The following is a 26011-nucleotide window of genomic DNA, read 5'->3' on the forward strand; positions in this document are numbered from 1 at the left end:
GTAGGTCATTTCCAGGCGCCTAATAAACGATAAAGCCCGTTGCTAACGCAACGGGCTTTTTTCGTTTTTAGCCTGGACTCTTTGCTACAAGAAGTGACCACTCGAACATGGGGAAAGTAAATAGCGCATGCGAAGCATGCCACATATCCATGTGATAGTAGGGCGAATATCGCGTTAGCGATGTGCTTATGAGCGCGGAGCTTCAGCGTAGCTGACCATGACAGGCGCCTCACTGCAGCCCTGGCACTCTTTATTCCAGGAATCGCTAGGTTTTTTTCGTATATACGCTCACCTAAATTGCTCCAGGCAATTAATGGCACTTTCTACCTCCATGTAGGTCGCGCGAAAGCATCTACTTCACATGCAGCCCAAAGCTGCTAACGCAGAGTGGGCCCCTCAGTTCGGCGACTTCGTCGCCTCTCGCTACAAAGTAGCTGAATGCTTCGCATCCAAGACACTACTTTTTCGCCCCCATGTGAGAGGCCTTCGGCGTATTCCATTTCTTCATAGTGTTAGGGACCTGTGCTCTTCAAGCAACGCTTGATGCAGGAGTTGGTAGAAAGTTGTTCCTGACATTTTCTACATTTACCACATCCCTATGGATCAACGCGGAGGGGGTACCTGCAGCTGACCATGACATGCGCCTTCGTTTTTATCTATGAATCTAGCTACTAAAGCTGTATGACCGATAATTGCTCTTCGGCTATGGTATCCTGCTTTGACCCACCTCATATATCAATTCAGCCCTGAGTTATTGTTATTAACCAGGATATGCACACGTCCTAATTCGTAGTTGCCGCGGGGGATACAAGCTTCGCGGCTAAAGCGCGCTCCTACAGAGGGGCTAGGATTGTTCGATTGTGTAGGACCGGCTTTAGCCGGGAATCGTTTTATGGTTCGAGGTTAAAGCATGCTATACGTATAGCTTGGCAGGCGCTGCTTGAAGTGGCCGCAAGTTGAGGTGCGACTACCTTCTACCAGAACTGAACTAGCCGGCAGAAGGTGTCTTTTTCCGTCTCTGGATTACTTGTCTTTGATGCGTGCCTTGAATGCCTTTCTTGTCTCTTCATCGGCCTGGCTGTACCAAAAGTCCAGCATCTGACCGACATTTATCTGTTCAGGTATCTGTTTTTTTTGAGTTGTGCCCGGTGTTGTCACCACGGGACTTAATCGTGATGGCTCAGCTATCGTTACACTATCCGCTACGGCTTGCTGTTTGACGGCAAAATCGATTATGGCAGCGTCGGCCCCACTCAGGTTATAAACTGATATTTCATCACCGTAATCGCGGCCCAGTTGTAGCCCCTCTTTTATCAGTACGTCACTGTGGTAGCTGATTGTCTCACCATTGGCATCTGTTAGCTCGATGACCGGAGCTGAATTGAAATCATCAGCATCTTTTGCTGACTTTAACTTGGGAAGCTTAAAGTTATAGGACTGATTGTCTGCTTCAAAGCTTAAGATGATTGCTTCTGAAGTAAACCTTTGTTGCTGGCCCTGTTGCCTGAACCTGGTGTTGTATTTAAATACTATCTGGTTTTTTCCCTGTCGCAATGTGAGAGGGGATTGTGTTTCAGTTTCCTGACCATTGAGAAGCAAGAGGTCAGCAGACTTCGGTATATCCAGTGTGGGTTCAGCCCAGGAAAGTGAGCTGATTAGTAAGGTCGTTATACCTGTCAGGCAGGCCAGCAAGGTGTGTTGCTTCATTATAGCTCCTAAGGAGTTAGTCATTTTTAGTCATAACCATGCAAATGGCCTGTCGGTAGTTTCACATTCTGCACTATCGGCCGTGAACGGGTTATTATCATCTAAACAAATCAGGGTATTCACTGAGAATAGTATAGTTTGCAGGAGATAATACCAGATAGGAGGCAGCTGTTGCTCATAGTAATTAAATGGATTTACTCTGTGTGATTAGAGATTTATAACAGTTTTATCGTTTAAGAGGCGCTATAATCGAAATCGATTGTTTACAATGGAGTCTGCTGTGCTTACAAAAATACTCGTTACCCTACTCGTTATTGCCGGAGCGCTCTTTTATATTCGCAAGCCTGCGAGGGCAGTTAGGGCTGAAAAGACTGCAGATGTCGGTAAACAGATTTTATTCAAGTATGTAGTTTATGGCTTGATAGCCTTTTCTTTACTCGCGAGTAGCGGATATTGGTATTGGAATTGGCAAGACGGGAATCAAATTGTAGATGTTACAATTGTCTCGCCTAATATTGCGACCTCTGAGGTCTATCAGGTGAGAAAAAAAGATATTGGCAATAATATGCTAACAACTGTCGATGGTATTAGCATTCGTTTATCTAATCAGGAACGTGTGGTCATCGCAAAAAACAAAAAACAGTAATTTTAGTTTTATTCAAGCTTTTATAGCTTTTCAATGAGGTTTATTAAGGTAGAATAGCCTCGTTTTTTACCCTGCGCTTTGTCATCTGATATTATTGATAAGGTGTTTTTTTCAGGAGGTCTCCATGATAACTGCTTATGTCTACCAAAATCGTAAACTCACGATTAATGAACTACATATTCAGGATAGAGTCCCTCCCGGTACATTATGGCTCGATCTTTTTAAACCTTCTGATGCAGAGCGAGAGTGGCTGAGCCACTATTCGGTTGAAGAGGTGCCGGAAGAGGAGGATATCAACGAGATCGAAGCATCAGCCCGTTTTTATCAAAATACGGACGGCTTGCACATTAACTCGTTATTTCCCCAGCGTGTAGGGCAAGATGTTCGTGGGGTTAACGTCTCGTTCAATCTAAGAAAAGACTTTCTGCTAACCATTCGTGAAGACGATGTAGGCTTGATTCGCCTGTTGCGTAACTATCTCAGGCTCGGACGTATCGAAGTCTCTACTCCACAGGCGCTGTTTCTGGAGCTGTTTAACCTTAAGGTAGATTACCTCTCGGACCTTATTGAAGATGTCTACTCAGTCGTGGATGGAGTGAGTGAGCAGGTATTTGAGAACAATGAGCTCGATGATGTATTTAAACTGATCACGCTGCAGGAAGATTCAAACGGAAAAATTCGTCTGAGTCTTCTCGATACTCAGCGTTCATTACGATACATGCAGAGGTATTACCGTGGGCAGCTCACGGATGATAATTTAAAAGATCTACGTGAGATGTTGTTAGATATCGAATCATTGATGCCTCACAGCCAGTTTATTTTCGATAAGTTAAACTTTCTGCTCGATGCGGCGATGGGCTTCAGTGGCTTGCAGCAAAATAGGATCATTAAAATATTTTCGGTTGCAGCAGTGATATTTCTCCCCCCGACCGTGATTGCCAGTGCTTATGGCATGAACTTTGTCACTATGCCTGAGCTGGAGTGGCAATATGGTTACCCTATGGCCATCTTAATGATGTTAGGAAGTGCCGGCGGTACCTATGCATTCTTTAAGCGTAAGGGGTGGTTATAGTTTCTTAGCTGGTAGACTGAGTACTTCGGCACTGTTTTCCTGAAACTCCATTGGATTATTGATTATGGTGTTTAAGGCGAGAAACTTTTCGTTCATGATACTCATGGCCAGGTAACATCTGTGATATGGATTCGAGCAGCGAGAGAGTTGCTGCTCGAGGTGATGTTGCATGGATATCAGCTGCTTCTTATTTGCCTCAGGGCAATGTTCAATAGCTTCTCTACAGAGCGTTTTTTGAAGCGCTTCCAGTTCATCAGGTTCATTTTCCGCCAGCCATTTGAGACTGTCAAAGCTTGGAAGTTGCGTCATATCATCTCCTAACTGAAGATATTGATACTTTCAACCTAGCGAATAGTTTGGTTTTCGGCAAGAAAACTTAAGAATAACAGGGAAACTGATACACGTTTTAGTTCTAAAGGTGGACAGAGGTTTAAGCCGGTTGTTGGACACCGACCGACTTAAACTCATGGCGATAATTAACTTTTACTATCAGAACCGAAGAAATAACTTACTCTCTCTCGAGGGTTTAGATATTTAAAGATCTTCTCGGGTAGGGCTGCAGGGGGTAAGCAACGAACTATGCTGAGCCCTTCCGCTTCCAGATCAACGATTGGTGCCTGCTCTTTAGGCACTAAGGCGTCGTATGCAAGAATTCTTGGGAAAAGAATTTTATCTAAGTTTACCGACATCACCATCGCAAACTGTCCGGATGATAGTTCGACTATGCTGCCGGGTGGGTATACCCCAAGCATTTTGATCATCTTCCCGGTCACTTCCTGATTCAACTTAGTCTTATAGTTCTTGAAGATATGTCCAAGGGCTGCATAGGGGGTGCGTGCTTTATTCTGGAAGTCCGGGTGGCAAAGCGAGTCATAAAGGTTTACCACTGTCACTAACTGACAAAGTTTATCTAAGCTTTCTGCTTTTAGCCCCTTAGGATAACCGGATCCATCAAGGTATTCATGGTGGTTGGTTACTATAGGCATAGCTGCGGCAGGAAAATTGTCGGCAAGTTTAAGCAGGTCTGCGCCCATGATGGGGTGCTGCTTTAAAAAATTAGTCTCTGGTGCCGTCAATGGTGTCTTTTTTCTTAATAATTGCGGCGGCACTTTTAGTTTGCCGGTATCGTGGAAAAGGGCGCCAATCCCAACGAGTTCGATCTCCTCTTTTGTCCACCCTAACTCCTTAGCCATAAGCATGGAGAGGACTGCCACGTTGAGTGAGTGGTAGTAGATGGTCTCATCATTCTTGGCTTCACCCATGAGGTGAAGAACCAGGTTATCTGAGTTTAGTAATTGATCGCTGAGATCATTGATTAGCTCTTTGGCATCATCGATGGCATTTAGTGGACGATTACGTAACTTAGCGACCAAGTTTCGCATCTTAGCGATAGAACGATCGAACTCCTTTTCGGTTTTTTGAAGGTCTCTGCGCATCTTTTTTAAAACCTCAATGCGCTCGCCCTTATATTTGTTCATATTTTTTGTTAGGCGTTCGATATCCTCCTGATTGATATCTACCTTCTGCTCATTGGCTTCGTTTTCCTCTAAAACTGAGACGTCGCTGCGTTGTAGATCGACAAACACATGGCTTATCCCCAATTTTTTAATGAGTTCAATCTGTGCCTGTTGCTTGATTCTGAAGCTACTAAATAGAAATGGATGATCTTTCCATGAAACCGGTAGTCGGACAAAATTGCCTACTTGTAATTGTTCAACGCTGACTTTACGGTTTTTATTCATATTTTTGTTGGTCTTATGGGCTCTATCAGTACTGATTCAGACAATTATTTCAGAATTTCACTACTTGTTGTAGTGGTATTTTAACTTAACTCCATGGGTTTACAATTACTTAACCTGTATGTAAGCATAGTTAAATAAGTCAGCAAGCAGAGATGATAAAAATGGACTTCATAGAAGTATACCCTAACGCTCTACCCGATGAGCTATGTGAAAAACTAATTCAGGCTTTTGAGAACCATAGTGGGGTGAGCGCGGGCATGACGGGTCATGGTGTCGATCTTGAAAAGAAAAATAGCCGCGACCTTATGCTGGATCATTTTGAAGATCTGCAACCTCTTAAAAATGAGCTTTTGGCTCATACGTTAGCGTGTACAACCGATTATTTTAAAAAATACTCTATGGCCCTGATGGGAGGAGTATCGGTTCAGGTAGCAGATGAAAATGGCAAAGCGGTAACTCTGACTCCTGATAATTTTGCTGAGTATGGTGAACAGAGGACTCAGGCTTTAGTTAAGTATCTCTATCGCAGTGGAATGGTAAATGTGCAAAAGTATGAGCAAAATGTAGGTGGATACCCCCATTGGCATTCTGAGCAATTTCCTCAAGCAGGGCATAACGAAGCATTGCACCGTGTGGTGTTGTATATGTTTTATCTCAACGATGTTGATGAGGGAGGAGAGACCGAATTCTTTTATCAGAATCGTAAATTGAGTCCTAAGCGCGGCACTATGGTAATAGCGCCGGCAGGCTTTACACACTCTCATCGGGGGAATATGCCTAAGAGTGGTGACAAATATATTGCAACCTCATGGGTGATGTTTAATCGTGCCGAGCAGTTATATCAGTCAGTAAAGCGTTAACTCCTAACCCCTATTAAACTATAGATATGCAGCTATTGATTCAACACTAAGCACCAATCATGGTGCTTAGTGCTTATGGATGAGTAGTGGTATGAGCTAAAGTCAGATAGGAATAGTGATAATGAATTTCGCTCCCTCTAGATCAGATGTCTCAATAGCCAGTTTGCCGTTGTAACTGGTGACGATCTCGTTACATACCGCAAGCCCGATACCTTGACCCGCTTTTTGAGTATCGGCCCTGACACCTCTTTCTATGATCTTCTTTCTGATACTCTCGTCTACACCCTGACCGTCATCTTCGACGATAAGTTCAAACTCACCGGCATCGTTATAGCTTGCTGAAACCCTCACTTGACTGATACAGAGCTTAAATGCATTTTCCATCAAGTTTCCACATAACTCCATCAGGTCCCCTTTTTCACCGGGAAATACATGCTCGATGGGGATATGCGCTGTAAATTCCACTTGTTTGTCACGGTAGACCTTGAATAGCATCTGAGAGAGTTGATTAACCAAGGGCGCCACCTTGGTTTGTTCCTGCTTAAGGCCTTTTCGACCTAACATGGCACGCTTCAATTGGTATTTAACCAGTTGATCCATCTGGCTTACCTGTTCCATGATTTTTTCACTGGTTGCGTGTCGGTCCAGTGTCGAATCGTCGGTGATTGCATGTACTGCGGCTAAGCGGGTTTTAAGGCTATGAGCGAGATCGTTCATCGCATTTTGGTAACGTTGTTGCTGAGCACTCGATTGCACCAGTAGCTGGTTTAGCGCCTGGGTTACGCCTTCGAGTTCGACAGGGTAGTCCTGGGATAAACCTTTAGATTTGCCGCTGTTGACACTCTCGAGTTCATTTCTCATACGCACCAGTGGTCGCATTCCCCAATAGCCGGCACTTATTAGAAGTACCAATGCCAAAGCCAATACCAACCCCAGCCTGAAATAGGTCCGACGGCTGAATTTATCCATCTCCTGTTCGAGCTTTTCGGCATCTTTCATCACCAACAAATTGTACTGATTCTTGGCTATCTCTACCGACAGCAGATAGATAAAGTAGCCCTTATTATCGGCAAGGTTAAGGTAATAGGGGGGGGAGTCATGGCGGATCTCATCGAAACGTTCACAGGTATCAAACAGACCTTTATCAACAGCAAGAGAGGAGGTCCAGACCTGTTTGAAGTTTTGATCGCAACTGGCAATAACGTACCGCTCTGGCGTGTTATTTTCATCGAGCCATTCACTGGTTTCAGGTATGAGATCATGCTCCTTTAACTCTGCGGCGACTTTCGGGATCTCTGCGATTAGCTGAGCTGTCTCCTCATTGTAGTTATTTTGTGCATGCAGAAGGTTAACCAACCAGGCTAAGCCAAAGCCAACTAAGGCAATGATGGACAAAGAGGTAAGAAACATCCGTGTCAGCAGACGTTTCTTTGGTTTAAAGTTAAGACCGAACCTCATAAATAGGCGCTCATTTTCGTGGAGTTAAAGTGCTGAGCTAAGAGCTCATTATCAGCTGCAAGGTAAGTTAAATTTGTAACCCTGACCGCGGATAGTGACGACCGGGTTTTCGATTCCACCTTTGGTGAGTTTCTTCCTCAACCTGGAGACCATGACTTCGATAGTGTTTGGATCGCCCTCTTTGTCACCATAGATAACATCAAGCAGGCGTTGTTTAGCTACAACTTCGTGACAATGACGCATTAAATATTCGAGGATGAGGTATTCAAATGCAGTGACTTCCATAGGTTCATCATTTAACGAAACTTGTTTGGCGGCAAGATCGAGCTCGAGTACACCACTGGTTATTTTAGGTTTTACGAAGCCTGCACTACGCCTTACCAGTGCATCCAGGCGCGCAACCAACTCCTCTTTTTGAAACGGTTTAACCAGGTAGTCATCGGCGCCGGCATTTAACCCCTCTACTTTATCCTGCCAGTTAACCCGCGCGGTTAAGATCAGTACCGGTGCCTTTAGCCCGGCTTCACGCAAATTTTCAATCAGGCTGATTCCATCCTGATCCGGAAGGCCAAGATCGACAATGGCAATATCGATAGGGTAGTTGGTAGCCTGATAAAACCCCTCTTTGGCGGTAAGTGCTACCTGAACTTGATTACCCAGTTCAGTCAGTTGCACTTTCAAGTGGTGGGATAGAAGGGGATCATCTTCAACAACCAAAATTCTCATAATTAAACGCCTTAATAATTCTTGGGGTCAGTTTACGCAGATAAACTCTCTGTGCCAACCGGGTTATATCTTAGGGAAAACTCAATCTGGAACGGGATCAATTTTTGTTCAATGCATTATTTTACTTGAAGTTAACTTAACCTAAGCTGACTTAAATATGGGGGAATTGCTACCTGATTCAGCATTCATCACACTTTAAACGATAAAAGGCTATGTTTGTAGGTGGATTTTAGTTAAAATCCTGCAAAATTTTTACCTATAGGAAACATTTCATGAGGCTTTTACATATGGCCAGCTTGGTGCTGTTAAGTACGCTCTCTACCGGCGCGCTGGCAGCTGTTTTTACATTTACAGCCATACCTGATGAAAATGAAAGTCAGCTCAGAACGCGCTTCGAAAAAGTCGCCCTCTATCTGGAGAAAGAGCTGGGGGTAGAAGTTAAATATATACCGGTAAAGTCTTATTCAGCAGCTGTTACCGCATTTAGAAATAACCAGGTACAGCTTGCCTGGTTTGGTGGTCTATCCGGAGTTCAGGCTCGCCGCTTGGTTCCCGGTTCTTCTGCGATCGCACAGGGCTACGAAGATCAATTTTTCAAGAGCTACTTTATTGCCCATAAGTCTGCGGATCTGCTTGCATCGGATAGCTTCCCGAATTTAAATGGTTTTACTTTCACTTTTGGCTCTAAAGGCTCGACATCAGGACGTTTAATGCCGCAGTTCTTCATCGAAAGAAACTTAGGCAAGAAAGCCGAAGAGGTGTTCAGCCGTATCGGTTTCTCCGGCGATCACAGCAGAACGATTACTCAGGTTCAGGCTGGGGCATATCAGGTTGGTGCTGTGAACTATAAGGTTTGGGAGACGGCACTTGAAAACGGCACGGTGGACCTGGATAAAGTGAATGTTATTTGGCAGAGCCCGGCGTACCCGGATTATCAGTGGACCGTACGTGAAGGCGTGGATAAGGTGTTCGGTGACGGTTTCGAGGCAAAAGTTGAAGCTGCGCTTATCTCGATGAAAGATCCTGAGTTGTTAAAAAGCTTTCCGAGACAATCCTTTGTTCCTGCTGAGAATGCAGACTATGAGCCCATTGAAAATGTAGCAAAAGCTATCGGCCTGCTCGATTAGTATTAACCGGTAATCTATGCTCAAGCTTGAAAATTTAACGCTTAAATATGAAGAAAAGCTGGCGATTCGTCAGCTTTCTTTGTCAATAAAGGCCGGAGAAAAGTTGGCAATTATCGGAACCTCCGGCGCCGGCAAATCTACCCTGTTGACTCACCTTTACGAGTGTTTGAAAAATGAAGCTGCCTACTGTTCTCAAAAACAGGGGCTCGTTGAGGGGCTCAGCACCTATCACAATGTGTTTATGGGGGCACTCACCAGGCATCATTGGACCTATAACCTAATTAATTTAATCTCGCCCTTTAAGAAGCCGTTGGAGGAAGTTAAGCAGCTTTGTCTTGAGTTAGAGTTAGACTTTCCCGTCAGTAAGAGGTTATCAGAACTCTCCGGGGGGCAGAGGCAGAGAGTCGCCCTGGCACGGGCCCTGTATCAGGAGAAAGAGGTTTTCATTGGCGATGAACCTTTCTCAGCACTGGATCCGGTAATGAGCAGGCGGTTACTTAAGATGGTCTTCGAGCATCATAGTACCGTCATAATGGTGCTTCATGATAAATCATTAGCATTGGAGCAGTTTGATCGCATCATAGGATTAAAACAGGGGCAACTGCTGCTTGATGCAAGACAGGAGGATTTGACCCCTGATGCCGTAGATGAGTTTTACTCCGATGTTTCAACGGTCGGCGTTAATAATGTATTAGCGGTAAACGATGCTTAAGTCTCTGCCCTTTATCGGTTATTGGCAGAAAGTCACCTTATCATTATGGCTGATAGCCACGCTTTGTTTCTATTTCTCTGACACTGAGGTTATATCTCTGGACCCTTGGCATGAGTTTAGGCTTATGATTGAAGGGTTTATCCGTCCGGACTTCTTTGCTACCGAATATCTTCTCGAGGCTCTTTGGCAAACAGTGAGTTTTGCGCTGCTTGGTGTCACCTTAGGTCTGCTATGGGGGGGGCCGTTAGCGCTCATCTATTCTAATCGGTTCGTTGCTATGCTCTGCGCTGTTGCCCGATCCATACACGAAATTTTTTGGGCGCTGCTGTTTCTGCAGATCTTTGGACTCTCGCCCATTACCGGCATTCTCGCTATCGCGCTGCCTTATGGTGCGACCTTTGCTCGAGTCTTTCACGATATTTTGCTGCAATCGCCCAGAACAACAGTTCAGACTTTGCCCTTTGGCACCGACAGGGTTAGCCGCTATTTTTACGGTCGGATCAGTCATGTCATCATACCTGTAATGGCTTATATTCGTTACCGGTTTGAATGTGCGCTCAGAAGCAGTGCGGTACTCGGTTTTATCGGCATGCCGACCTTAGGTTTCTATCTGGAAACGGCTTATCGACAGGGGCACTACCATGAAGGCGCAGCCCTGTTGATGATGTTTATTGTATTGATCGGAACCATCTCATTTTGGTGCAGGCCTCGATTAATCCTGATTTATATTATCGTGGCACTGACTAGTTTGCCCGATATTCCACCGCTCGATGGCGCGCTGTTATGGCGTTTTATCAGTCAGGATATCCTCCCTCCGGCACTACAGAGTGTGACAAGCTGGAGCCAAATTGATCTTGGTGTGATAGATTCACTGTCAAAGTGGAGCCTTAAACTGTTGGAGGAGCAAGCGCTTCCCGGCATTGCCGTGACTCTGCTGTTAGCGTTGGTCTCTTTGGCAATGGCCCATGGTGTTTCGGTTGTGGGGGCGGTAATGGCATCGAGGGTGTTGACCGGAATGCTTTTTTCTCGAGTCTCTCATCTCTCCCTTCTCATTTTAAGGTCTGTTCCTGAGTATATCTTCGCATTCATCTTCATGATGCTTTTAGGACCATCTATGCTGCCTGCGATGTTGGCTCTCGCACTGCATAACGGAGCACTCATTGCATATTTGACCGTGAGGCAATCAGATACGACGCTGCTGAGTTCACACTACAATGGAAAAATTGATGGGTATTGTTACGAAGTCCTGCCGCAAATTTATCCAAATTTGATGGGGTTACTGTTTTATCGATTTGAAGTTATCTTAAGAGAGACTGCCATCTTTGGTATGCTTGGTGTTGCGAGTTTAGGTTTTTATATCGACAGTGGTTTTTCAGAGATCCGCTACAGTTCGGCCCTATATTTAATGGGGTGCACGGCTTTATTGAATATTATTGTCGATATCATCAGTCGTCGTTTACTCACGGCAAACAATACGGTTCAGGCGAGCTGTTCACGGCAAAGCGCTAATGAATGGCTGAACAGATAAAGTGGCAAAACTTGTTTAAAGGAGTCACCTTAGCCATGGTTGTTAATGAAACATCCATGGCTTAGTCGGTACTCAATATGCGGTATAGCCGTTAACCGTAGGGGTTAGCTTTCGCTCTTTTTGAAATGACCCCGTTACAGCAAAGGGCTGCGCCTAGTGTAAACAGGGTTACTGTTGCCATGATGGCACTTAATCGATACCAGGGCTCGCCCATTGCGATACGCATCTGAATATAGTCATAGCTGCTCATACCCCAGACTAACACCGCACTGACCACTAAGACCAACTGTAGCAGCTTAGTGATCATCGGGTGTTTGAAAAAGAGCAGTAATGGCGCAGCAGCGTAAGCGGAACAAAGAGCAATCTGCCCATAGCGCATGAAATGTGCGCCAAGAAGTAGATAGGCCAAGCTAATTATTGTTATACGCCACCACATACAGATATCCTGTCAATTTTTTAATGGTACTTAGAGTACGTTAATGACAAAGCGATAATCTATATCCTTGTTCACATATTTTTAATTTAGTGCCTCTTTAATTGCCTGTTTCTCCCCGTCGCTTAACTTACTGTGTTTGATGACACGGATCAGATGTTCGACCTGATCTCCCTCGTCGCCTGTGATAATGATAATCCGCTCGGCGTTGGTATCTATTTCATCCATGTCGATATCAATATCGTCGACACTCGATACTATTTCGCTCACATGTTGCTCCAGTGCCTCGATAACAAGATCAAACTCCTCCTCATGGAGCTCCTGCACTGATTCAAGCTCTGCAGCTTGAGCCTCTATCTCTGCGGCCTTAGCTTCTAGCTTAATGGCTATTTTTTCAATTTCAGCTTCCTTAATCTCCATTTTTTCCGCCACAGCCTGAAGCTCCTTTTCCAGAGCCGGTTCCAGCTTGGCGGCATTAGCCTCTATCTCGATGGCCATTTTTTCAATTTCAGCTTGCTTACCCTCTATTTTAGCCACCAGAGCCCGAAGCTCTTTCTCAAGCACCGGCTCAAGTTTGGCGACCTTGGCCTTTAGCTTGATGGCCATCTCTTTCATTTCAGCTTCCTTGCCTTCCATTATTTTTGCCAGAGCCTGAATCTTTTTCTCAAGTTTTGGGTCCAGCTCTGGTGCCTGGATGATATGAAACTCATGTTCTCCCCCCTGACTCATTCGGCTCAATAACTTTGCCAGTTTCTTTCTTGAGCCTTCGGGTAGTGGTGTCAGACGGGACTCGATAGCGTCGAGATGCGTTAACTCTTCGGGTGTGAACGTGAATTCATGTTTTTCATCATCAAGCCGCACAGTTACCTGTGTCATCTCATTTTCATCCTGATTGACATAGACCTGCGTCTCACTGTCTTCAAACTCTATATATCTCAGGTTGGTCGGTGCGGCGCCGAGAGTGAAGGCCAGTAGGCTGGTACAGGTAAATAGTGTCGCTAGCTTGCTCAGTTTCATAGTGATTCCCTTTATATCTGCTCTTGATGTTGTCATAACGATTCGATTAGGTTGTAGGTTTATGAGTTTTCGCGTTGCGCTAATACTTACTCCCACCACCATCACTCTCACTCTTTGACAGCGAAGATCGTGCCAGCTCAGTAAATACCAATTTAAACAAGTGGTTAGTGATTGTGTTGAATCGACAATCTCCTATCTCTCCCCCATATCAGTATTAAACTTCCGCATTTGAGGATTTTTGTTAAAAATATGATAGGTTTTATTAGATAGATCGCCCTGTAGCTGGATCTGCCTGCTTGGTATCTTTTTTGTATAGCCAGCAGGTGTTGTGAATTTCTTTTGAGGTAGCCATGTCGATAAAGCGATACGTATTTTTACTTTTCGGAGCTCTGATCCTGTTGCTGGCGGGCAGTCAGTTGTTCATCTCTCAGTACTTCAAGTCTGAGCTCCAGTCTGAGTTAAGCCATAGCTCCAAAACCTTGTCTCAAAATCTGGTAAAGGTATTGATCGATAATGTGGGCGATGAAAATGAATTTGTTGTGGAATATCCCTCAGAGTTTGATGTTGAGCAGTTAGCCGAGATTGAGGAAGCTGCGGTTTCATTTGCAGAAGATATTCGTGAATTAGAGGCCGAAATTAATGCGCTGTCCTTAGATATGGAGCAGGAGCTTATTAGCCCAAATCCACCTCCGAAGGTCAGGGAGGTGTATAGACGGGAGATGTCGGAAAAACAGGCTGAACTAAAAGAGCACCTCAAAGCGATGGCCGAGCATGGACGCAAGATGGAGATTGCAGAGCGACAAAACAAGATTGCGATTCGTAAGGAGGCCGCTAGGGAGTACCGTCAACGATTACATGAAGCGGTGAGAGATGTCGAAATTCAGACCGATAACTGGCTGGACAGCGGCAGTATCGCCATTATTGAGGGGGGAAAGGATGTTACTCTTGCACTGAACGGGGATTTCAGTCTCTCTAACGAGGGAACGAATACCGAACTGGAACGGTTTAACGACTCTATGCTACTGCTCATCTTAGTGACATCTTTAGTCGCTTTAATTCTCGCCTATCTTCTGAGTCACTATGTGAGCGCTCCGCTCTCCAAGTTGGCTGTTGGTCACCACAAACTTGGTGAAGGTGAGTTGGGTTATCAATTAAAGGAGGAGGGGGTGAAGGAGCTCAAGCAGATACTTGCGGGATTTAATGCTATGAGCCAAAAATTGTCGCAGCTCAGTGCAAAAGAGCAGTTGATGAGTCAACAGCAGCAACTAGCAGAGCTTGGAGAGGTCACTCGGGGCATTGCCCATAGTCTCAGAAATCCACTTCACACCGTAGGGCTACTCTCTGACGGAGTGGCACTGGCCGATACAGTCGAAGAGCGCTCCGAGCTAATACTTAAAATACAACAAAAGATCTCCATGATGGATAAGAGCATTCAGTCACTATTGACCCTGTCGAGCAATGAAGTGGACAGGAGCGGAGCGGTGCCTTTGACGGCCATCATTCAGGATATTTTACTGGAGCTATCGATCAACGGTTCGAAGCCGGCGATAAGTTTCGACTGTGATGAAGCGGGTATCGTTCTCCCTGGGGCCGAGTCTGAACTGCGCAGTATATTACATGCGGTGATCATTAATGCCGTCGAGGCTACTCCGGACGAAGGTGATGTGAGTATCGAGTTAAACGTCACAGATGATGAGTACCGGGTAATCGTTACCGATACCGGCAGCGGGATCCCACCTGAGGTCCGAGAGCGCCTGTGTCAGCCGCATGTAACCACTAAAACGGAAGGTTCTGGAATGGGAATTTATATCGCCGAGAGACTACTTAAGGGGCATTACGGTGGCGACTTAACATTTGAGGATAACCCCGGGGGCGGTACGATAGTGACAATCAGCTTTATCCGACCTACTGACCATTCTACAGTCAAAGAGACATAGAGATGAAAGAGCAAGAATTGAAAATTTTAGTCGTAGAAGATGAGCCGGATCAACGAACGTTAATCACTAAGATGTTGGCTGCTAATGGTTATGAAACAAGCAGTGCCTCCAGTGTTGAAGAGGCCATCGTCATGATTAAATCGGATAACCCGGATCTGGTCTTCTCCGATTGGAAGTTGGGACAACTGAGTGGCATGGATCTACTGACCTACGTTCGTCGGGAATATCCCGACATGGGCTTTATCATAGCTACGGCTTACGGAACGATCACTCACGCCGTGGATGCTATGCAGGCCGGGGCTGATGATTATCTTGCTAAGCCATACCAGAGACAGTCTCTGTTATTAGCCATAGATAAAGTGGCCAGGTCGCTGGCCCTGAAAAAACAAAATCGTAGATTAACCTCTGAACTATCCCAGCAACAGGAGCTGGTGGGCTTAGTGGGGAAAGCTCCCTGTATGCAGAAGGTCTACACCCGCGTTCAGCGTGTCAGTGCTACCGATGCCACTGTATTGATAGGCGGTGAGAGTGGAACCGGAAAGGAGCTTGCAGCCAGGGCGCTATACCAGTTGTCGCAGAGAAAACATAAACCATTCATTGCCATCAATTGTGGTGCGATTCCCGAATCCCTTGCGGAAGCTGAACTTTTCGGTGCCGAAAAAGGTGCATTTACCGGTGCTACCGCGTTGAAAGTGGGCAAGCTGGAGGCTGCCGACGGCGGCACCATCTTTCTCGATGAGATTGGAGAGCTGCCTTTGCTGCAACAGACCAACTTACTCAGATTTCTGCAGGAGGGAGTGATCAGTCGCCTGGGGCAAAATGGAGAGATTAAGTTAGATGTGAGGGTGATAGCGGCAACTCACAGAGATCTGCAACACGAGGTGAACGAGGGACGTTTTCGCGAGGACCTCTATTACCGACTGAATGTTGTGCCTATTCATATGCCTCCTTTACGCGAGAGGCAAGAGGATATTGGCAGGTTGGTTGAGCACTTTCTCAAGCTCAGCAGCAGTCAATATAAGATGGATACCCCCAAGTTGACGGCAGCAACTATGAAGCAACTCCTCGATTACTCCTGGCCCGGTAATGTCAGGGAGCTGGCAAATCGTATCGAACGCTTCGTGCTGCTTGGTGATGAGGATGAGATGGTCGAGGAGCTGAAGCGTCCACCTAGTCCTATAAATACCAGCCATTTCTCTCTGCCTGATGCAGGAATTGAATGGGAGGTGTTTGAGAAAGATTGCCTGGAACAAGCGATGAACCGCCATCAGGGAAATCGTACCAAAGCCGCTAAATTTCTGGGATTGAGCTACAAGGCGTTTCTGTATAGGCTGGAAAAGTATCAACTGGTGTGACAGGCGCCCTAATGTATCAGGGCGCTATTCATCTTCAAAAAAGAGCCACCCTCTTTATGAGAGTGGCCTCTCCGGTTTGATAAAACTTTTTCCTTTGCTCTTCGTTGCTCAGCTTGTGAAACGCTTAATATTCACTTCATCTGTGAAGATGATGACTATACTTCTACTCAAGTAAACGTTGTTTTTCCGACCGGCATCATTCCGGCATTTGTTTGAGAGACATAGATATGTCAAAAGGAAGCAAGTCTGATTCAGTTCACCCCGCTAAAGAGATCCCCATCGCTAAGCTGAAACCCGGTATGTATGTTGTTTCAATTTCGAGTGAAAACCGAAGCCTCAGCGTTAAGTCTGAAGGCTATGTGCTTAATGCTGCGAGTATTAATCAACTGATCCAGTCCGGGATATCTCACGTTGTCGTTGACCCCAGTCGGGAGAAGAAAACAGAAAAGATAGACAAGGTATTACCTCAAATTGGCAGAGCATCACTGGACAAAGAGAAAGGAAAGCCCGAGATCTCTCTTGAACAGGAGATGAAGGTAGCGAATAAGCTTTACAACAGTGCCAAAAGTATCCAGCAGAAGATGCTCCGTTCCATTACCGAGGGGAAGGAGATCGATATCGAGGGGATACAGGAGAGTACCGATGCCATTGTCGATTCAATATTCAGAAACCAGGATGCACTGTCCTGTTTGTCTCGCCTGAGGATTAAAGATGACTACTTAGTCGAGCACTCGCTTAATACCTCGATCTTAATGACGATTTTTGCAAAACATCTGGATATAGACAGGGCGACCATAGAGCAGCTTGCCCTTGGTGCTTTTCTGCACGACATAGGTAAGGTGATGATCCCCGATGAGATCCTGAATAAGCCGGGTAAGCTCACTGCGCCGGAATATGAGATCATTAAGAATCATGTGTCTCTCGGAGTCAATATTTTAGAGGACACGCCTCATATCTCCCATATGGTGATGAGTATGATAAAGGAGCATCATGAGCGCATTGATGGTAGCGGTTATCCCTTACAACTAAGCGCCGGTTCCATCTCTAAGTTCGGCCGTATGATAGCGATTGTAGACAGCTATGATGCTATGACAGCCGAGCGTGTCTATAAATCCGGCGTTCATCCGATATCTGCATTTAAGAGCCTGATTAAAGAGTCTCCATCGAGTTATGACGATGCACTGGTAGAGCAGTTCATTCAATGTTTAGGAGTATACCCTGTGGGTACACTCGTTGAACTCAACAGCGGCAAACTGGGACTGATTAGCCGGTTAAACAGGAAAAAGCCGCTGAACCCCTATGTTCGCGTGTTTTATAATACCCGCCTGAAGCAGGCGATTGCGATGGAGGAGGTGGATCTGAGCCGCTCAAAATATAAAGACCAGATAGACCGCTGTATCAGGCCCGAAGAGTTTAATATTAATTTGCTTGGTTTCTTCAAGGCCGCATTTCTTGATTGAAATGCCGCACAGCGAAACTTTTGAGCAGAGGCTCACATCAGGCCGGAAACAATCATTATGGCTACACCGGTAAACAGTAGCCCTGTGAGCAAGTTGATGGCGGGCGTTGCATGACGGATCTTCCTCTGTATGGCGGGTTTAGATAAAACCAGGGCTATAAGCACAAACCAAAACAGAGATAAGCTCAACAGGATGATAGCCGCACAAACCTTAGTCGCAAGACTCACCTCCGGGGTTATCATTGCCGAAAACAGGGTAATGAAAAACACCATGGCTTTAGGATTAAGCAGATTCGTGTATAGCCCCTGCATGAAACCTTGTTTTGGCGTCAACTGATTGAATATTTGTGGCGACTCTTTGTCAGTCATTCCTGCCTTATAGTTTCTCAGGGTGCTGATGATGGCATTGAGCCCCATCCAGCCCAGATAACTGGCTCCCGCCAACTGTACTATGATGAATATGCTGTCGGAGCTCTTGATAAGTAAACTGACTCCGGTCAGGCTCAGCAGGGTGTGCAGTAAGATAGCTACAGAGATACCGATTGCAGAAGCGATAGCCGTTCCTCTTCTCTCCTGACTGGCCATCTTGACCACAAGCGCAAAGTCCGGACCCGGACTCGCCAGAGCGACGCTATGAATGACAGCCAGTGATAGCAGTAAACTTAAATCCATTACATTATCCATAAACCAGTTAATGGGGTTATCATGACGTGACTCTCTGCTGCTTGATAGGACAAAATTGCACTCTATTTTAACTAGCCTGGCCCTTCTATCACAGCACACGACGCTGAAAATGCGCCGGTGTTACCAGGTAGGCTCGTTTAAAAGCTTTGTTAAGGTGGCTCTGATCGAAGAATCCTACCCGGTGAGCGATGTCGGCGACACTTTCACCCTTTGCCAGTGCCTTTTTAGCATATTCGAGCCGCACTCTCTTAAGGTAAGCGTGAGGTGTCATGCCTATAGACTGCTTAAATTTCCTTAAAAACTGAAATTTACTTAAACCGACGCTGCTTGCCAATGACTGAAGTTGAAATGTCTGGCCCGGGTCGTCGTGAAACATTGTCATCACCTCTTTCATCTCATTTTGAGTAAGGGGACTTGTTGTGTCACCGAATGCTTGCGGGAGATCGGCGTGACGCCGAAAAAGCTCTGTGGTAAAGGCCATCATGCCGGTTTCTATCTGTAAACAGCAGATATTGCTTTGTGGCAGAGTCAATAGCTTATGGAGTTGTAAGAAGGCGCGATAAAGGGCCGGGTCATTGACGATAGGACGGTGAAAAAAGCCTGCTGCTTGTTTCACCTCTGAAGCTATTTGCGCAATATAACTTGCCGGGATCGACATCACATGAACCTGATAGCCTTCCGGGGTATAGCTTTGGCCATTGTGCGTTTCATCCGGGTTGAGGGTCGATATCAATCCTGGTCCTAAGTGATAAGCACTGCCTTTGTGAGTGTATTGCTGACAACCGCTTGAGACCACTCCGACATGGTAATCGAGGTGAACGTGCCTGTCGAACTCAAACTGCTTAAAGTTGGCCAGGCTTAGCTCTATCCCCGACAGTGCAGGGTTATGCCAATATTGAATACTCTCTTGATGCATAATGTTTATCTGGGTTCAAATATTGGATTATTCTAACGTTAGCCTAAGAGGGTCTTCTAGTAAATAATTGCAGAACCGAGTTAAACCCGGAATGATAACCGTGTATTTCACGCTTAAATAGCTCATAATATCTGACTGGCTAATTTTAAAACCTGATTGGAGCTCAGCTTGTGAAAGGACAGATCTTACGTGAAATGAAAGTGCAGCCTGCTATCGAGCCTGAATTTGAGGTGCAAAGACGTGTTGCCTTTATTAAGTCTAAGTTGAAAGAGTCTTATACCCGCACATTAGTGCTTGGGATCAGTGGTGGTGTCGACTCTACGCTCGCGGGGCGATTATGCCAGTTGGCTGTCGATGAGCTGAATGAGGGGAGAGAGCAGGGCGATTATCAGTTTATTGCCGTGCGTTTACCCTATCATATTCAGAAAGATGAAGATGAGGCGCAGCTGGCTTGTGATTTTATCTCTCCCTCGAAGCAGGTATCTGTCAATATTCATGATGGTGTACTGGGAACCCACCAAAATACACTTAATGGGCTAAAAGCCGCAGGTGTTGATGTTAGTCAGATTGATAATGTTGATTTTGTCAAAGGCAATGTCAAAGCCAGAATGCGTATGATAGTACAGTATGAAATTGCCGGTCTGACTGCCGGCCTGGTTGTTGGTACCGATCATAGCGCCGAGAATATTACCGGGTTTTACACTAAGTGGGGAGACGGGGCTTGTGACTTAGCTCCCTTATTTGGTTTGAATAAACGCCAGGTTCGTTTATTAGCAGATCATCTGGGGGCGCCAGAACTGCTGGTATACAAGGCACCAACGGCAGATCTTGAGTGTGATAAGCCTCAGTTAGAAGATGAAGCGGCGCTTGGGCTTACCTATGATCAGATTGATGACTTTTTAGAGGGTAAAGAGGTCAGCTCGGCCGTAGATGATAAACTGATCGGTATCTATAAGGCGACGCAACATAAGCGTGAGCCAATCCCCACCATCTATGATTGAAGCCGCTCGGCTCACACGTTAAAAAGAAGGCGCTAATGGCGCCTTCTTTATTATTACTGCTGCAACAGCTCACGAGTCTGTGCAATCAGCTCATTGGGGTATTGTCGATAGTCTAAGTAGGGGACTTTTAGTATTCGCCCGCCATTAAATGCCAGCTTATCTGCGCTATCGAGCGCTTGAAATACCAGGTCCTTTGTTTCAGGTTGCAGCTGTTTCTGAGATGCTCCGCCTGTGATGAAGTGCCACTGGGCTTGAGAAGATAACCTGGACGATGCGATTAAGATCTGTTCATCGCGTTTGAGTAGCTGAGTATCGCGATACAGCTTCCAATTATCATCGGGCGCGGTAATCTTTGCCATGATGGTGAGAATTTTTCGCCAATGATTACCATTAAGCTCGATAATTTGTGAAATAGCGTCGGGAGCCCCGCAGTGCCAGTTTTTTGGAAGGATAGGTGGAGATGGCAGATAGAAACAAAATTTTGCTGCAGGAGAGCCTAAGTTATTTATGGTAGAGCTAACGCACATAATCTGGCCTGATACAGGATGGGAGTTTGGTATAAGATACTAAAAGCATGTAATTTATATCAATTCATAATGCGTAAATAAATGTAGCTTGCTCACTCCACTGTTTAGTACCGGTTTCAAGGATAGTCATGAAAACGATTGTTATAGGTTCGACCAAACACCTCATTATGGCGCTCTTTTATGCATCGTTGGGGGTGGGGCTTGCCCTGCTTGCACTGGGAGTTTGGTTGTTGAACTCCAGGCCCGATCTTGATGTTTGGCACACGGCCGAGTTGAGCTCAGAGTATGAGAGAAGCCTCGAACTACGGACGTTCGGCGAATATCAACTACTTGAGAGTCGATTGTTTGATGAGCTTGAGACAGAGGTCTATGGAAAAACTAATGGCTCGAACCATTCGGTATTAAATCGATATGTCAGGGGAAGTTTAGCCGATCCAAATAAGTGGCGAATCGATTGGAATCGGAGTTATGAGTGGCCAGAAGATGAGGCCGACTTCGGTGTTTTGCTGCTCCATGGAATGTCAGACTCTCCCTATGCACTCTCTCATGTAGCCCGACACTTTAAGGGAAAAGCCCATCTTCTTGGCTTAAGGTTGCCGGGTCATGGCACGGTTCCATCCGCTCTGGTGGACCTGCGGTGGCAGGATATGGCATCGGCAGTATCACTTGCGACGCAGCATATGCAGACTGTGTTGAAGGGCCGTCCTTTGTATGTGGTTGGCTTTTCAACCGGTGCGGCTTTAGCGTTGAATCATGAGCTGGAGCGCCTGGTTAATAGGCAGGGGGCTGATTATGATGGAATGATATTTATCTCACCGGCAATCGGTCTGCCTCCGGTTGCTGCCGGGGCTAAGTGGCAAGCCCGTTTGGGGGAGTTGTTAGGCCTGGAAAAACTCAATTGGAACAGCATTCAAACGGAGTATGACCCTTTCAAATATAATTCATTTGCGGTGAATGCCGGTGACGTGGTTTACCGGTTGGCGGAGCGGAATCAAGCGATGCTGGATCGCCTTTCAATGGAAGAGTTACTGTCACTGTCACCGATTTTATCGTTTCAGTCTGTCACCGATGCTACCGTTTCGAGTAGGGCTGTTTTGTCAGAACTCTATATGAAATTACCCGCTAATGGTCATGAGCTGGTGATGTTCGATATTAACCGAGACCCGGTAAATATGAGCTTGATAAATTATGATCCCTTATCAGCGGTGAACGAGATGATAGAGGGGGAAAGTTTACAGTTTCAGTTTACTCTGATTGAAAACATAAATGATTCAGGTGAGCGGCTAAGCCAGGTAAAGGCGAGAAGACAAGTTCAAGCAGGTTTATCAACAAACACTGAGTTATCGCTGCGATGGCCAAGAAATGTCTTTTCACTGTCACATGTCGCACTTCCGTATCCTATCGAAGATAGTCTCTATGGCCCTGAAGGTGTCCATTTTGTCGAACGGGTTCAAATCGGGGCTGCTTCATCGAGAGGAGAGAGAGGGGTATTGAGTGTTTCTGCCGATGAGATATTAAGGCAGAAGTGGAATCCTTTTTTCCCATATATCATCGAACGGATCGATGGCTTTGTTTTGCCCCGTTAAGCCACGACACAGCGGCTATGATAATTTGCGCGGCTCGGTAATGGACACGACGACTCTATCTCTCCCCTGATCCTTAGCCCTGTAAAGATTAAGGTCGGCCTGCTTAAACCAGCATTCGAGTGAGTCACTATAGGTGGCATTAGATACGATGCCACCTATGCTGACGGTCATGGTGATAGGCTCGCCATCATGTGGGTTGCTTATCTGCAGAGTGCGCACCTTACGTCTGAACTCATTGAGATGCTCCTCAATCATCAGCACATTACACAGAGGCAGGATAAGCAGAAACTCCTCTCCTCCGTATCGGGCTATGACATCTGTGTCTCGTTTGAAAAACAGACGCATATGTTTAGCTATGACACGCAAGCACTCATCTCCCCCTTGGTGACCATAGGTATCGTTGATGGTTTTGAAGTTATCTATGTCTAAGATAGCCAATGCCATGGCTTCGTCACTTCTGTGGCAGAACTCCTGTATCGAGTTAAATTTTGTCTCGGCATAGCGGCGGTTAAAGAGGCCGGTCAATTCATCTTTTTCAACAAGGCTCTGGAGCTTTTCGTTGGCTTTCTCAAGCTCAACCGTTCTTATCGCGACCTTCTCCTCCAGCTCCAGTTGATGACGTATCAGCTGCTGTTTGCTCTGCCTGATGCTCTGATACAGGGTCACAAATTCACGGGGAGACTCCTGATCGATACTGAAGGAGGCCGCATCCTGCTCTCCCTTTTCAGCAAATTTATTAGCCAGAGCACTCAGAGGGGTCGTCAATCTCTGACTAATGACTCTGGTTAGAACAAGTGTGATGATGAGTGACAGAATTAAGATTGCGAAAGTAGTTAAGTATTGCTGCTCTACTGTTTTTAGCAGAGGTGCGAAAGGGTGAACGACAAATAGTTGCCAGTTGTTGTTGAGTGTATGGCTGGAATAGACAAATTCAGGATTTGGGTTATCGATATCGTGCAGGCTTAGCATCTCCAGACTGGTTCTGTATTCTTTACCGCTCTCTGCCCAGGTGAATTGTGACAGAGGGGCGAGATTAAGTACTTTCGATGCGTAGATGATTCGATAGTTCTCATCAATGATGATCATCGACTGCTGGCGATGACCCGTACTATTTTTATCGATATCGGCAAAGGTCTTCAGATTCAAAGAGCCTTCAATGATTCCGGTAGGCTGATTGGCGTCGTTAGAGTGATAGATGGGAGCACTGACAGCCACGATGGGATCACTACCAAAGCCACGGCCTAAAAAAACCGGGGAGACGTAGGTTTTCTGATTGAAAAATGCCTCTTGAAAGTAGTGCCTGTCTTTTACACTTAGCCCGTTTATGTTGTCCTTGTCGCGATTAAGCCGGGAGTAGGGGCTGGCAGCGATGATTTGAGCCTCGGCATCGGTTACCAGCATAGTGATGAAGCCCGGATAACTTTGGTGAAGCTTTGAGAGTCGACTCTGCCAGCTCTGGATATCCGTTTCAGAGAGGCTGAGCCAGCGGGCCGCATTATCTATCGCCTTTTTGTGAGTCTCTATAAAGACCTCTGTATTAAGTCCCAGGTTAGCTGCTGAGCCCGTTAAACTCTCTTTAAGGCGGATCTGCTGTTTCTCTATCACCTGATGGTTGAATATTAAGGTTGCTCCCAACAGTGAGATGGTGAGGATTAAGGTGAAGCTATAGGTTAACTGGGCATTAAAGGTTCTTCGTTTTTGATCTTTTATTTTGCCTTTTAAGTTCCAAAACGGAGAAAAAACGGTGACTAAAAGAGAGCCCAGCGCCGCGTAGATTAAGCCGTTAACCCCCTGTTTTAAAGTTACAAACGGTATATGGCTTTCCGGTTGATTGGAGAACAGCAGGATGTAAGCGTAAAAAAGTGGCATACCTATGAGCAGCCAATAACCTATGTCGGCGTAGAGGGCGTAAATATCTTTGCGTCTGGCGTACCCTAACCAGACCGCTTCGAGGGAAAATAGAATGAATACATGCCAGCTTCCCCAGGTAATGTATAGACCCGTTGCACAAAGGAGTGCTGTGAGAAGGGCAAACCAGGGCCCGAGCAGAATGGCCGTAACAACAACAAGGATATTCCCCCAAATAAGCTGAACATTGCCGAACAGGGGAATAGGGATCAGGTTAGCCAATAGGCCCATCAGGCCCAGTACCAGAGTTAACTTTATATGTTGCCGATTGATTCTGCGCATAACGCCTTATTATTGTTAAGGTATTGGCTAAGTATAGATGCTAGCGGGTTAAATCTGTTTACTCAACATAAATGTAACAAGTCGCGTGAATTAGCTTATGGAGTAAACTGCTGCTCGTAGAGCGGAAGTGGTATCTATAGGTGGTGGGGTTAGCTGGAGGGAAAACCTGATATGGTGAGCCAGAGAAAGCCGTTAACGGCTTGCAGATGCCGGCGGCTAACTCTGATTTTTATCTTTTTTTCTGCTACTTAGAGTCTGCGCGACTCATGAACTTATGCTCAGCGGTGTTGATCTTAATCTTTTCACCGTTCGCAATATATTCAGGAACTTGTACCGAAAGGCCGGTAGAGAGAATGGCGGGTTTTGTACGGGCACTGGCAGAAGCCCCTTTAATGGAAGGGTCTGTTTCTACAATCACCAGCTCGACGTGAGCGGGGAGTTCGATGGCAACAGGAGCTCCATCGACGGTGAGCACATGTAGGCCTTGAGTCTCTTCGGTGATGAAGAGTATCTCCTCAGCAATTGAATCTTTATTAAAGTGATAGGGAGTATAATCGGCAACGTCCATGAAGACATACTCATCGCCATCAATATAGGAGAAGGTCACTTCATGATGACTGAGATCGGCAAGGTTGATCATCTCGTCGGCTTTGAAAGTATGATCTAGCTTCGAACCCGTCGCGACATCGTACATGCGCATACGATATAAGCTGCCACCTGCGCGACCTTGTGGAACGGAGCGCTCGATGTCTCTGATGAGGTAAACATTATTGTTGAACTCGATTGCGGTATTCTTTTTAACTTCACTTGCCTTAGGCATGATAACGATCCCGAAAAATTAACTGGCAGACAAAGTATCATGAAGTTAGTCAGATACCAATGTTGCCGGGCTCAAATTAAACCGATTTGTGCACCAAACCCGGCTAATACCAATCTGTATAAGAACGTGATCTACTCAGAGTTGTTTTTGGCAAACTAAAATAGATGATGCAATGGTGATCCCTTGTGAAGCTATTCTTTGAGGAAGCAGGCTGCCAAAAAACCATTTGAAAGGCGAGACTCGTTGCCGGTAAGGGACGCAAAAGAAAGTCGCGGACCATAAAGCAAAAAAGCAGAACTCTTTCGAGTTCTGCTTTTTTAGAATGTGGTCGGGATAGCAGGATTTGAACCTGCGATCTCTTGTCCCCCAGACAAGCGCCTTACCGGACTAGGCCATATCCCGAGTATGCAATCTTAATCAATTGCCACTAAACAGTTTTATTTGGGGGCTGCTTAGTTGAGGCAGAACTTTACCAATTCACTTACGCTTCTGCAAGTCCTTAGTTAAG

General features: G+C 45.8%; 23 protein-coding genes and 1 tRNA gene. 11 read left to right on the forward strand and 13 right to left on the reverse strand.

Features of this window, described 5'->3' with window-relative positions:
* Window positions 1-1023 precede the first annotated feature (1023 nt).
* Window positions 1024-1707 (reverse strand): DUF2057 domain-containing protein, encoded by a 684-nt coding sequence (locus Q1B47_RS18420; protein WP_299797003.1) that lies wholly within the window; start codon window positions 1705-1707, stop codon window positions 1024-1026.
* 280 nt (window positions 1708-1987) lie between these two features.
* Between Q1B47_RS18420 and Q1B47_RS18425 the strand changes: the two genes are divergently transcribed.
* Together Q1B47_RS18425 and corA are read left to right on the forward strand one after the other, a co-directional pair.
* On the forward strand, window positions 1988-2353 hold the full coding sequence (locus tag Q1B47_RS18425; RefSeq protein WP_299797006.1) for a hypothetical protein: 366 nt from the start codon (window positions 1988-1990) through the stop codon (window positions 2351-2353).
* A gap of 124 nt (window positions 2354-2477) precedes the next feature.
* The gene (gene corA / locus Q1B47_RS18430; RefSeq protein ID WP_299797008.1) at window positions 2478-3425 is read left to right on the forward strand and encodes a magnesium/cobalt transporter CorA; all 948 of its coding nucleotides are present in this window, start codon (window positions 2478-2480) and stop codon (window positions 3423-3425) included.
* Here corA and Q1B47_RS18435 read toward each other — a convergent pair.
* Together Q1B47_RS18435 and Q1B47_RS18440 are read right to left on the reverse strand one after the other, a co-directional pair.
* Window positions 3420-3734, reverse strand: a complete 315-nt coding sequence (locus tag Q1B47_RS18435) for a DUF3135 domain-containing protein (protein ID WP_299797012.1) — start codon at window positions 3732-3734, stop codon at window positions 3420-3422. The two genes, corA and Q1B47_RS18435, sit on opposite strands and share 6 nt — an antisense overlap.
* 167 nt (window positions 3735-3901) lie before the next feature.
* Complete coding sequence (locus tag Q1B47_RS18440) at window positions 3902-5167, reverse strand: HD-GYP domain-containing protein (RefSeq protein WP_299797015.1); 1266 nt, start codon at window positions 5165-5167, stop codon at window positions 3902-3904.
* 161 nt (window positions 5168-5328) lie between these two features.
* Here Q1B47_RS18440 and Q1B47_RS18445 point away from each other — a divergent pair, with 161 nt between their 5' ends.
* Window positions 5329-6027 carry a 2OG-Fe(II) oxygenase gene (locus Q1B47_RS18445; protein WP_299797018.1) on the forward strand — a complete coding sequence of 233 codons (699 nt, stop codon included), beginning with the start codon at window positions 5329-5331 and terminating at the stop codon, window positions 6025-6027.
* A 102-nt stretch (window positions 6028-6129) separates the two neighbouring features.
* On the opposite strand, the gene Q1B47_RS18450 is transcribed toward Q1B47_RS18445, so the two are convergent.
* Both Q1B47_RS18450 and Q1B47_RS18455 read right to left on the reverse strand, forming a co-directional pair.
* Window positions 6130-7485: a sensor histidine kinase gene (locus Q1B47_RS18450; RefSeq protein ID WP_299797020.1), complete on the reverse strand. Its 1356-nt coding sequence runs from the start codon at window positions 7483-7485 to the stop codon at window positions 6130-6132.
* 51 nt (window positions 7486-7536) lie between these two features.
* On the reverse strand, window positions 7537-8211 hold the full coding sequence (locus tag Q1B47_RS18455) for a response regulator (protein WP_299797023.1): 675 nt from the start codon (window positions 8209-8211) through the stop codon (window positions 7537-7539).
* A gap of 272 nt (window positions 8212-8483) precedes the next feature.
* On the opposite strand from Q1B47_RS18455, the gene Q1B47_RS18460 reads away from it, so the two are divergent.
* Genes Q1B47_RS18460 through Q1B47_RS18470 form a run of 3 tightly spaced genes read left to right on the forward strand, consistent with a single transcriptional unit; the run spans window position 8484 to window position 11578 of the window.
* Entirely contained in the window at window positions 8484-9338 is an 855-nt protein-coding gene (locus tag Q1B47_RS18460; protein ID WP_299797026.1) for a putative selenate ABC transporter substrate-binding protein, read from the forward strand.
* A 16-nt stretch (window positions 9339-9354) separates the two neighbouring features.
* The gene (locus Q1B47_RS18465; protein ID WP_299797029.1) at window positions 9355-10050 is read left to right on the forward strand and encodes an ATP-binding cassette domain-containing protein; all 696 of its coding nucleotides are present in this window, start codon (window positions 9355-9357) and stop codon (window positions 10048-10050) included.
* Window positions 10043-11578: an ABC transporter permease gene (locus Q1B47_RS18470; RefSeq protein WP_299797032.1), complete on the forward strand. Its 1536-nt coding sequence runs from the start codon at window positions 10043-10045 to the stop codon at window positions 11576-11578. Before Q1B47_RS18465 ends, Q1B47_RS18470 begins: the two co-directional genes overlap by 8 nt.
* Before the next feature lie 91 nt (window positions 11579-11669).
* Here the strand turns inward: Q1B47_RS18470 and Q1B47_RS18475 are convergent, their stop codons facing one another.
* Both Q1B47_RS18475 and Q1B47_RS18480 read right to left on the reverse strand, forming a co-directional pair.
* A complete protein-coding gene (locus Q1B47_RS18475) occupies window positions 11670-12014 on the reverse strand; it encodes a hypothetical protein (RefSeq protein ID WP_299797035.1) in 345 nt (114 codons plus the stop codon).
* Window positions 12015-12095: 81 nt separating this feature from the next.
* Window positions 12096-13028, reverse strand: coding sequence for a hypothetical protein (locus Q1B47_RS18480; protein WP_299797038.1), 933 nt, complete (start codon window positions 13026-13028; stop codon window positions 12096-12098).
* Between the two features lie 350 nt (window positions 13029-13378).
* On the opposite strand from Q1B47_RS18480, the gene Q1B47_RS18485 reads away from it, so the two are divergent.
* From Q1B47_RS18485 to Q1B47_RS18495, 3 genes are all read left to right on the forward strand, one after another.
* Window positions 13379-14965 (forward strand): HAMP domain-containing sensor histidine kinase, encoded by a 1587-nt coding sequence (locus Q1B47_RS18485; protein ID WP_299797040.1) that lies wholly within the window; start codon window positions 13379-13381, stop codon window positions 14963-14965.
* A 2-nt stretch (window positions 14966-14967) separates the two neighbouring features.
* Window positions 14968-16320, forward strand: a complete 1353-nt coding sequence (locus Q1B47_RS18490; RefSeq protein ID WP_299797043.1) for a sigma-54 dependent transcriptional regulator — start codon at window positions 14968-14970, stop codon at window positions 16318-16320.
* Window positions 16321-16547: 227 nt separating this feature from the next.
* The gene (locus Q1B47_RS18495) at window positions 16548-17780 is read left to right on the forward strand and encodes an HD-GYP domain-containing protein (RefSeq protein ID WP_299797048.1); all 1233 of its coding nucleotides are present in this window, start codon (window positions 16548-16550) and stop codon (window positions 17778-17780) included.
* Between the two features lie 32 nt (window positions 17781-17812).
* Here the strand turns inward: Q1B47_RS18495 and Q1B47_RS18500 are convergent, their stop codons facing one another.
* Together Q1B47_RS18500 and Q1B47_RS18505 are read right to left on the reverse strand one after the other, a co-directional pair.
* Entirely contained in the window at window positions 17813-18451 is a 639-nt protein-coding gene (locus tag Q1B47_RS18500; protein WP_299797051.1) for a LysE family translocator, read from the reverse strand.
* A 100-nt stretch (window positions 18452-18551) separates the two neighbouring features.
* Window positions 18552-19379: an AraC family transcriptional regulator gene (locus Q1B47_RS18505; RefSeq protein WP_299797054.1), complete on the reverse strand. Its 828-nt coding sequence runs from the start codon at window positions 19377-19379 to the stop codon at window positions 18552-18554.
* Between the two features lie 170 nt (window positions 19380-19549).
* Here Q1B47_RS18505 and nadE point away from each other — a divergent pair, with 170 nt between their 5' ends.
* On the forward strand, window positions 19550-20380 hold the full coding sequence (nadE, locus tag Q1B47_RS18510; protein ID WP_299797057.1) for an ammonia-dependent NAD(+) synthetase: 831 nt from the start codon (window positions 19550-19552) through the stop codon (window positions 20378-20380).
* A 53-nt stretch (window positions 20381-20433) separates the two neighbouring features.
* On the opposite strand, the gene Q1B47_RS18515 is transcribed toward nadE, so the two are convergent.
* The gene (locus Q1B47_RS18515) at window positions 20434-20907 is read right to left on the reverse strand and encodes a hypothetical protein (protein ID WP_299797060.1); all 474 of its coding nucleotides are present in this window, start codon (window positions 20905-20907) and stop codon (window positions 20434-20436) included.
* A gap of 128 nt (window positions 20908-21035) precedes the next feature.
* Between Q1B47_RS18515 and Q1B47_RS18520 the strand changes: the two genes are divergently transcribed.
* Window positions 21036-22493 (forward strand): alpha/beta fold hydrolase, encoded by a 1458-nt coding sequence (locus Q1B47_RS18520; protein WP_299797063.1) that lies wholly within the window; start codon window positions 21036-21038, stop codon window positions 22491-22493.
* A 15-nt stretch (window positions 22494-22508) separates the two neighbouring features.
* Here the strand turns inward: Q1B47_RS18520 and Q1B47_RS18525 are convergent, their stop codons facing one another.
* The 3 genes from Q1B47_RS18525 to Q1B47_RS18535 form a co-directional block, all read right to left on the reverse strand.
* The gene (locus Q1B47_RS18525; RefSeq protein WP_299797066.1) at window positions 22509-24683 is read right to left on the reverse strand and encodes a diguanylate cyclase; all 2175 of its coding nucleotides are present in this window, start codon (window positions 24681-24683) and stop codon (window positions 22509-22511) included.
* 244 nt (window positions 24684-24927) lie between these two features.
* Complete coding sequence (gene yeiP / locus Q1B47_RS18530; protein WP_299797069.1) at window positions 24928-25503, reverse strand: elongation factor P-like protein YeiP; 576 nt, start codon at window positions 25501-25503, stop codon at window positions 24928-24930.
* Between the two features lie 325 nt (window positions 25504-25828).
* Window positions 25829-25905: transfer RNA gene (locus tag Q1B47_RS18535), tRNA-Pro, on the reverse strand.
* Between the last annotated feature and the right edge of the window lie 106 nt (window positions 25906-26011).

The organism is uncultured Shewanella sp. (assembly GCF_947501225.1).
In the GTDB taxonomy this organism is placed as follows: domain Bacteria; phylum Pseudomonadota; class Gammaproteobacteria; order Enterobacterales; family Shewanellaceae; genus Shewanella.

Bases quoted from the DNA above. Each gene is read 5' to 3' on its own strand.
- yeiP (WP_299797069.1), bottom strand. From the start codon at position 25,503: ATGCCTAAGGCAAGTGAAGTTAAAAAGAATACCGCAATCGAGTTCAAC.
- Q1B47_RS18520 (WP_299797063.1), top strand. From the start codon at position 21,036: ATGAAAACGATTGTTATAGGTTCGACCAAACACCTCATTATGGCGCTC.
- Q1B47_RS18435 (WP_299797012.1), bottom strand. From the start codon at position 3,734: ATGACGCAACTTCCAAGCTTTGACAGTCTCAAATGGCTGGCGGAAAAT.
- Q1B47_RS18495 (WP_299797048.1), top strand. From the start codon at position 16,548: ATGTCAAAAGGAAGCAAGTCTGATTCAGTTCACCCCGCTAAAGAGATC.
- Q1B47_RS18500 (WP_299797051.1), bottom strand. From the start codon at position 18,451: ATGGATTTAAGTTTACTGCTATCACTGGCTGTCATTCATAGCGTCGCT.
- Q1B47_RS18465 (WP_299797029.1), top strand. From the start codon at position 9,355: ATGCTCAAGCTTGAAAATTTAACGCTTAAATATGAAGAAAAGCTGGCG.
- Q1B47_RS18450 (WP_299797020.1), bottom strand. From the start codon at position 7,485: ATGAGGTTCGGTCTTAACTTTAAACCAAAGAAACGTCTGCTGACACGG.
- Q1B47_RS18480 (WP_299797038.1), bottom strand. From the start codon at position 13,028: ATGAAACTGAGCAAGCTAGCGACACTATTTACCTGTACCAGCCTACTG.
- Q1B47_RS18515 (WP_299797060.1), bottom strand. From the start codon at position 20,907: ATGTGCGTTAGCTCTACCATAAATAACTTAGGCTCTCCTGCAGCAAAA.
- Q1B47_RS18455 (WP_299797023.1), bottom strand. From the start codon at position 8,211: ATGAGAATTTTGGTTGTTGAAGATGATCCCCTTCTATCCCACCACTTG.
- Q1B47_RS18470 (WP_299797032.1), top strand. From the start codon at position 10,043: ATGCTTAAGTCTCTGCCCTTTATCGGTTATTGGCAGAAAGTCACCTTA.
- Q1B47_RS18525 (WP_299797066.1), bottom strand. From the start codon at position 24,683: ATGCGCAGAATCAATCGGCAACATATAAAGTTAACTCTGGTACTGGGC.
- corA (WP_299797008.1), top strand. From the start codon at position 2,478: ATGATAACTGCTTATGTCTACCAAAATCGTAAACTCACGATTAATGAA.
- Q1B47_RS18505 (WP_299797054.1), bottom strand. From the start codon at position 19,379: ATGCATCAAGAGAGTATTCAATATTGGCATAACCCTGCACTGTCGGGG.
- Q1B47_RS18485 (WP_299797040.1), top strand. From the start codon at position 13,379: ATGTCGATAAAGCGATACGTATTTTTACTTTTCGGAGCTCTGATCCTG.
- Q1B47_RS18445 (WP_299797018.1), top strand. From the start codon at position 5,329: ATGGACTTCATAGAAGTATACCCTAACGCTCTACCCGATGAGCTATGT.
- Q1B47_RS18460 (WP_299797026.1), top strand. From the start codon at position 8,484: ATGAGGCTTTTACATATGGCCAGCTTGGTGCTGTTAAGTACGCTCTCT.
- Q1B47_RS18420 (WP_299797003.1), bottom strand. From the start codon at position 1,707: ATGAAGCAACACACCTTGCTGGCCTGCCTGACAGGTATAACGACCTTA.
- Q1B47_RS18475 (WP_299797035.1), bottom strand. From the start codon at position 12,014: ATGTGGTGGCGTATAACAATAATTAGCTTGGCCTATCTACTTCTTGGC.
- Q1B47_RS18490 (WP_299797043.1), top strand. From the start codon at position 14,968: ATGAAAGAGCAAGAATTGAAAATTTTAGTCGTAGAAGATGAGCCGGAT.
- Q1B47_RS18440 (WP_299797015.1), bottom strand. From the start codon at position 5,167: ATGAATAAAAACCGTAAAGTCAGCGTTGAACAATTACAAGTAGGCAAT.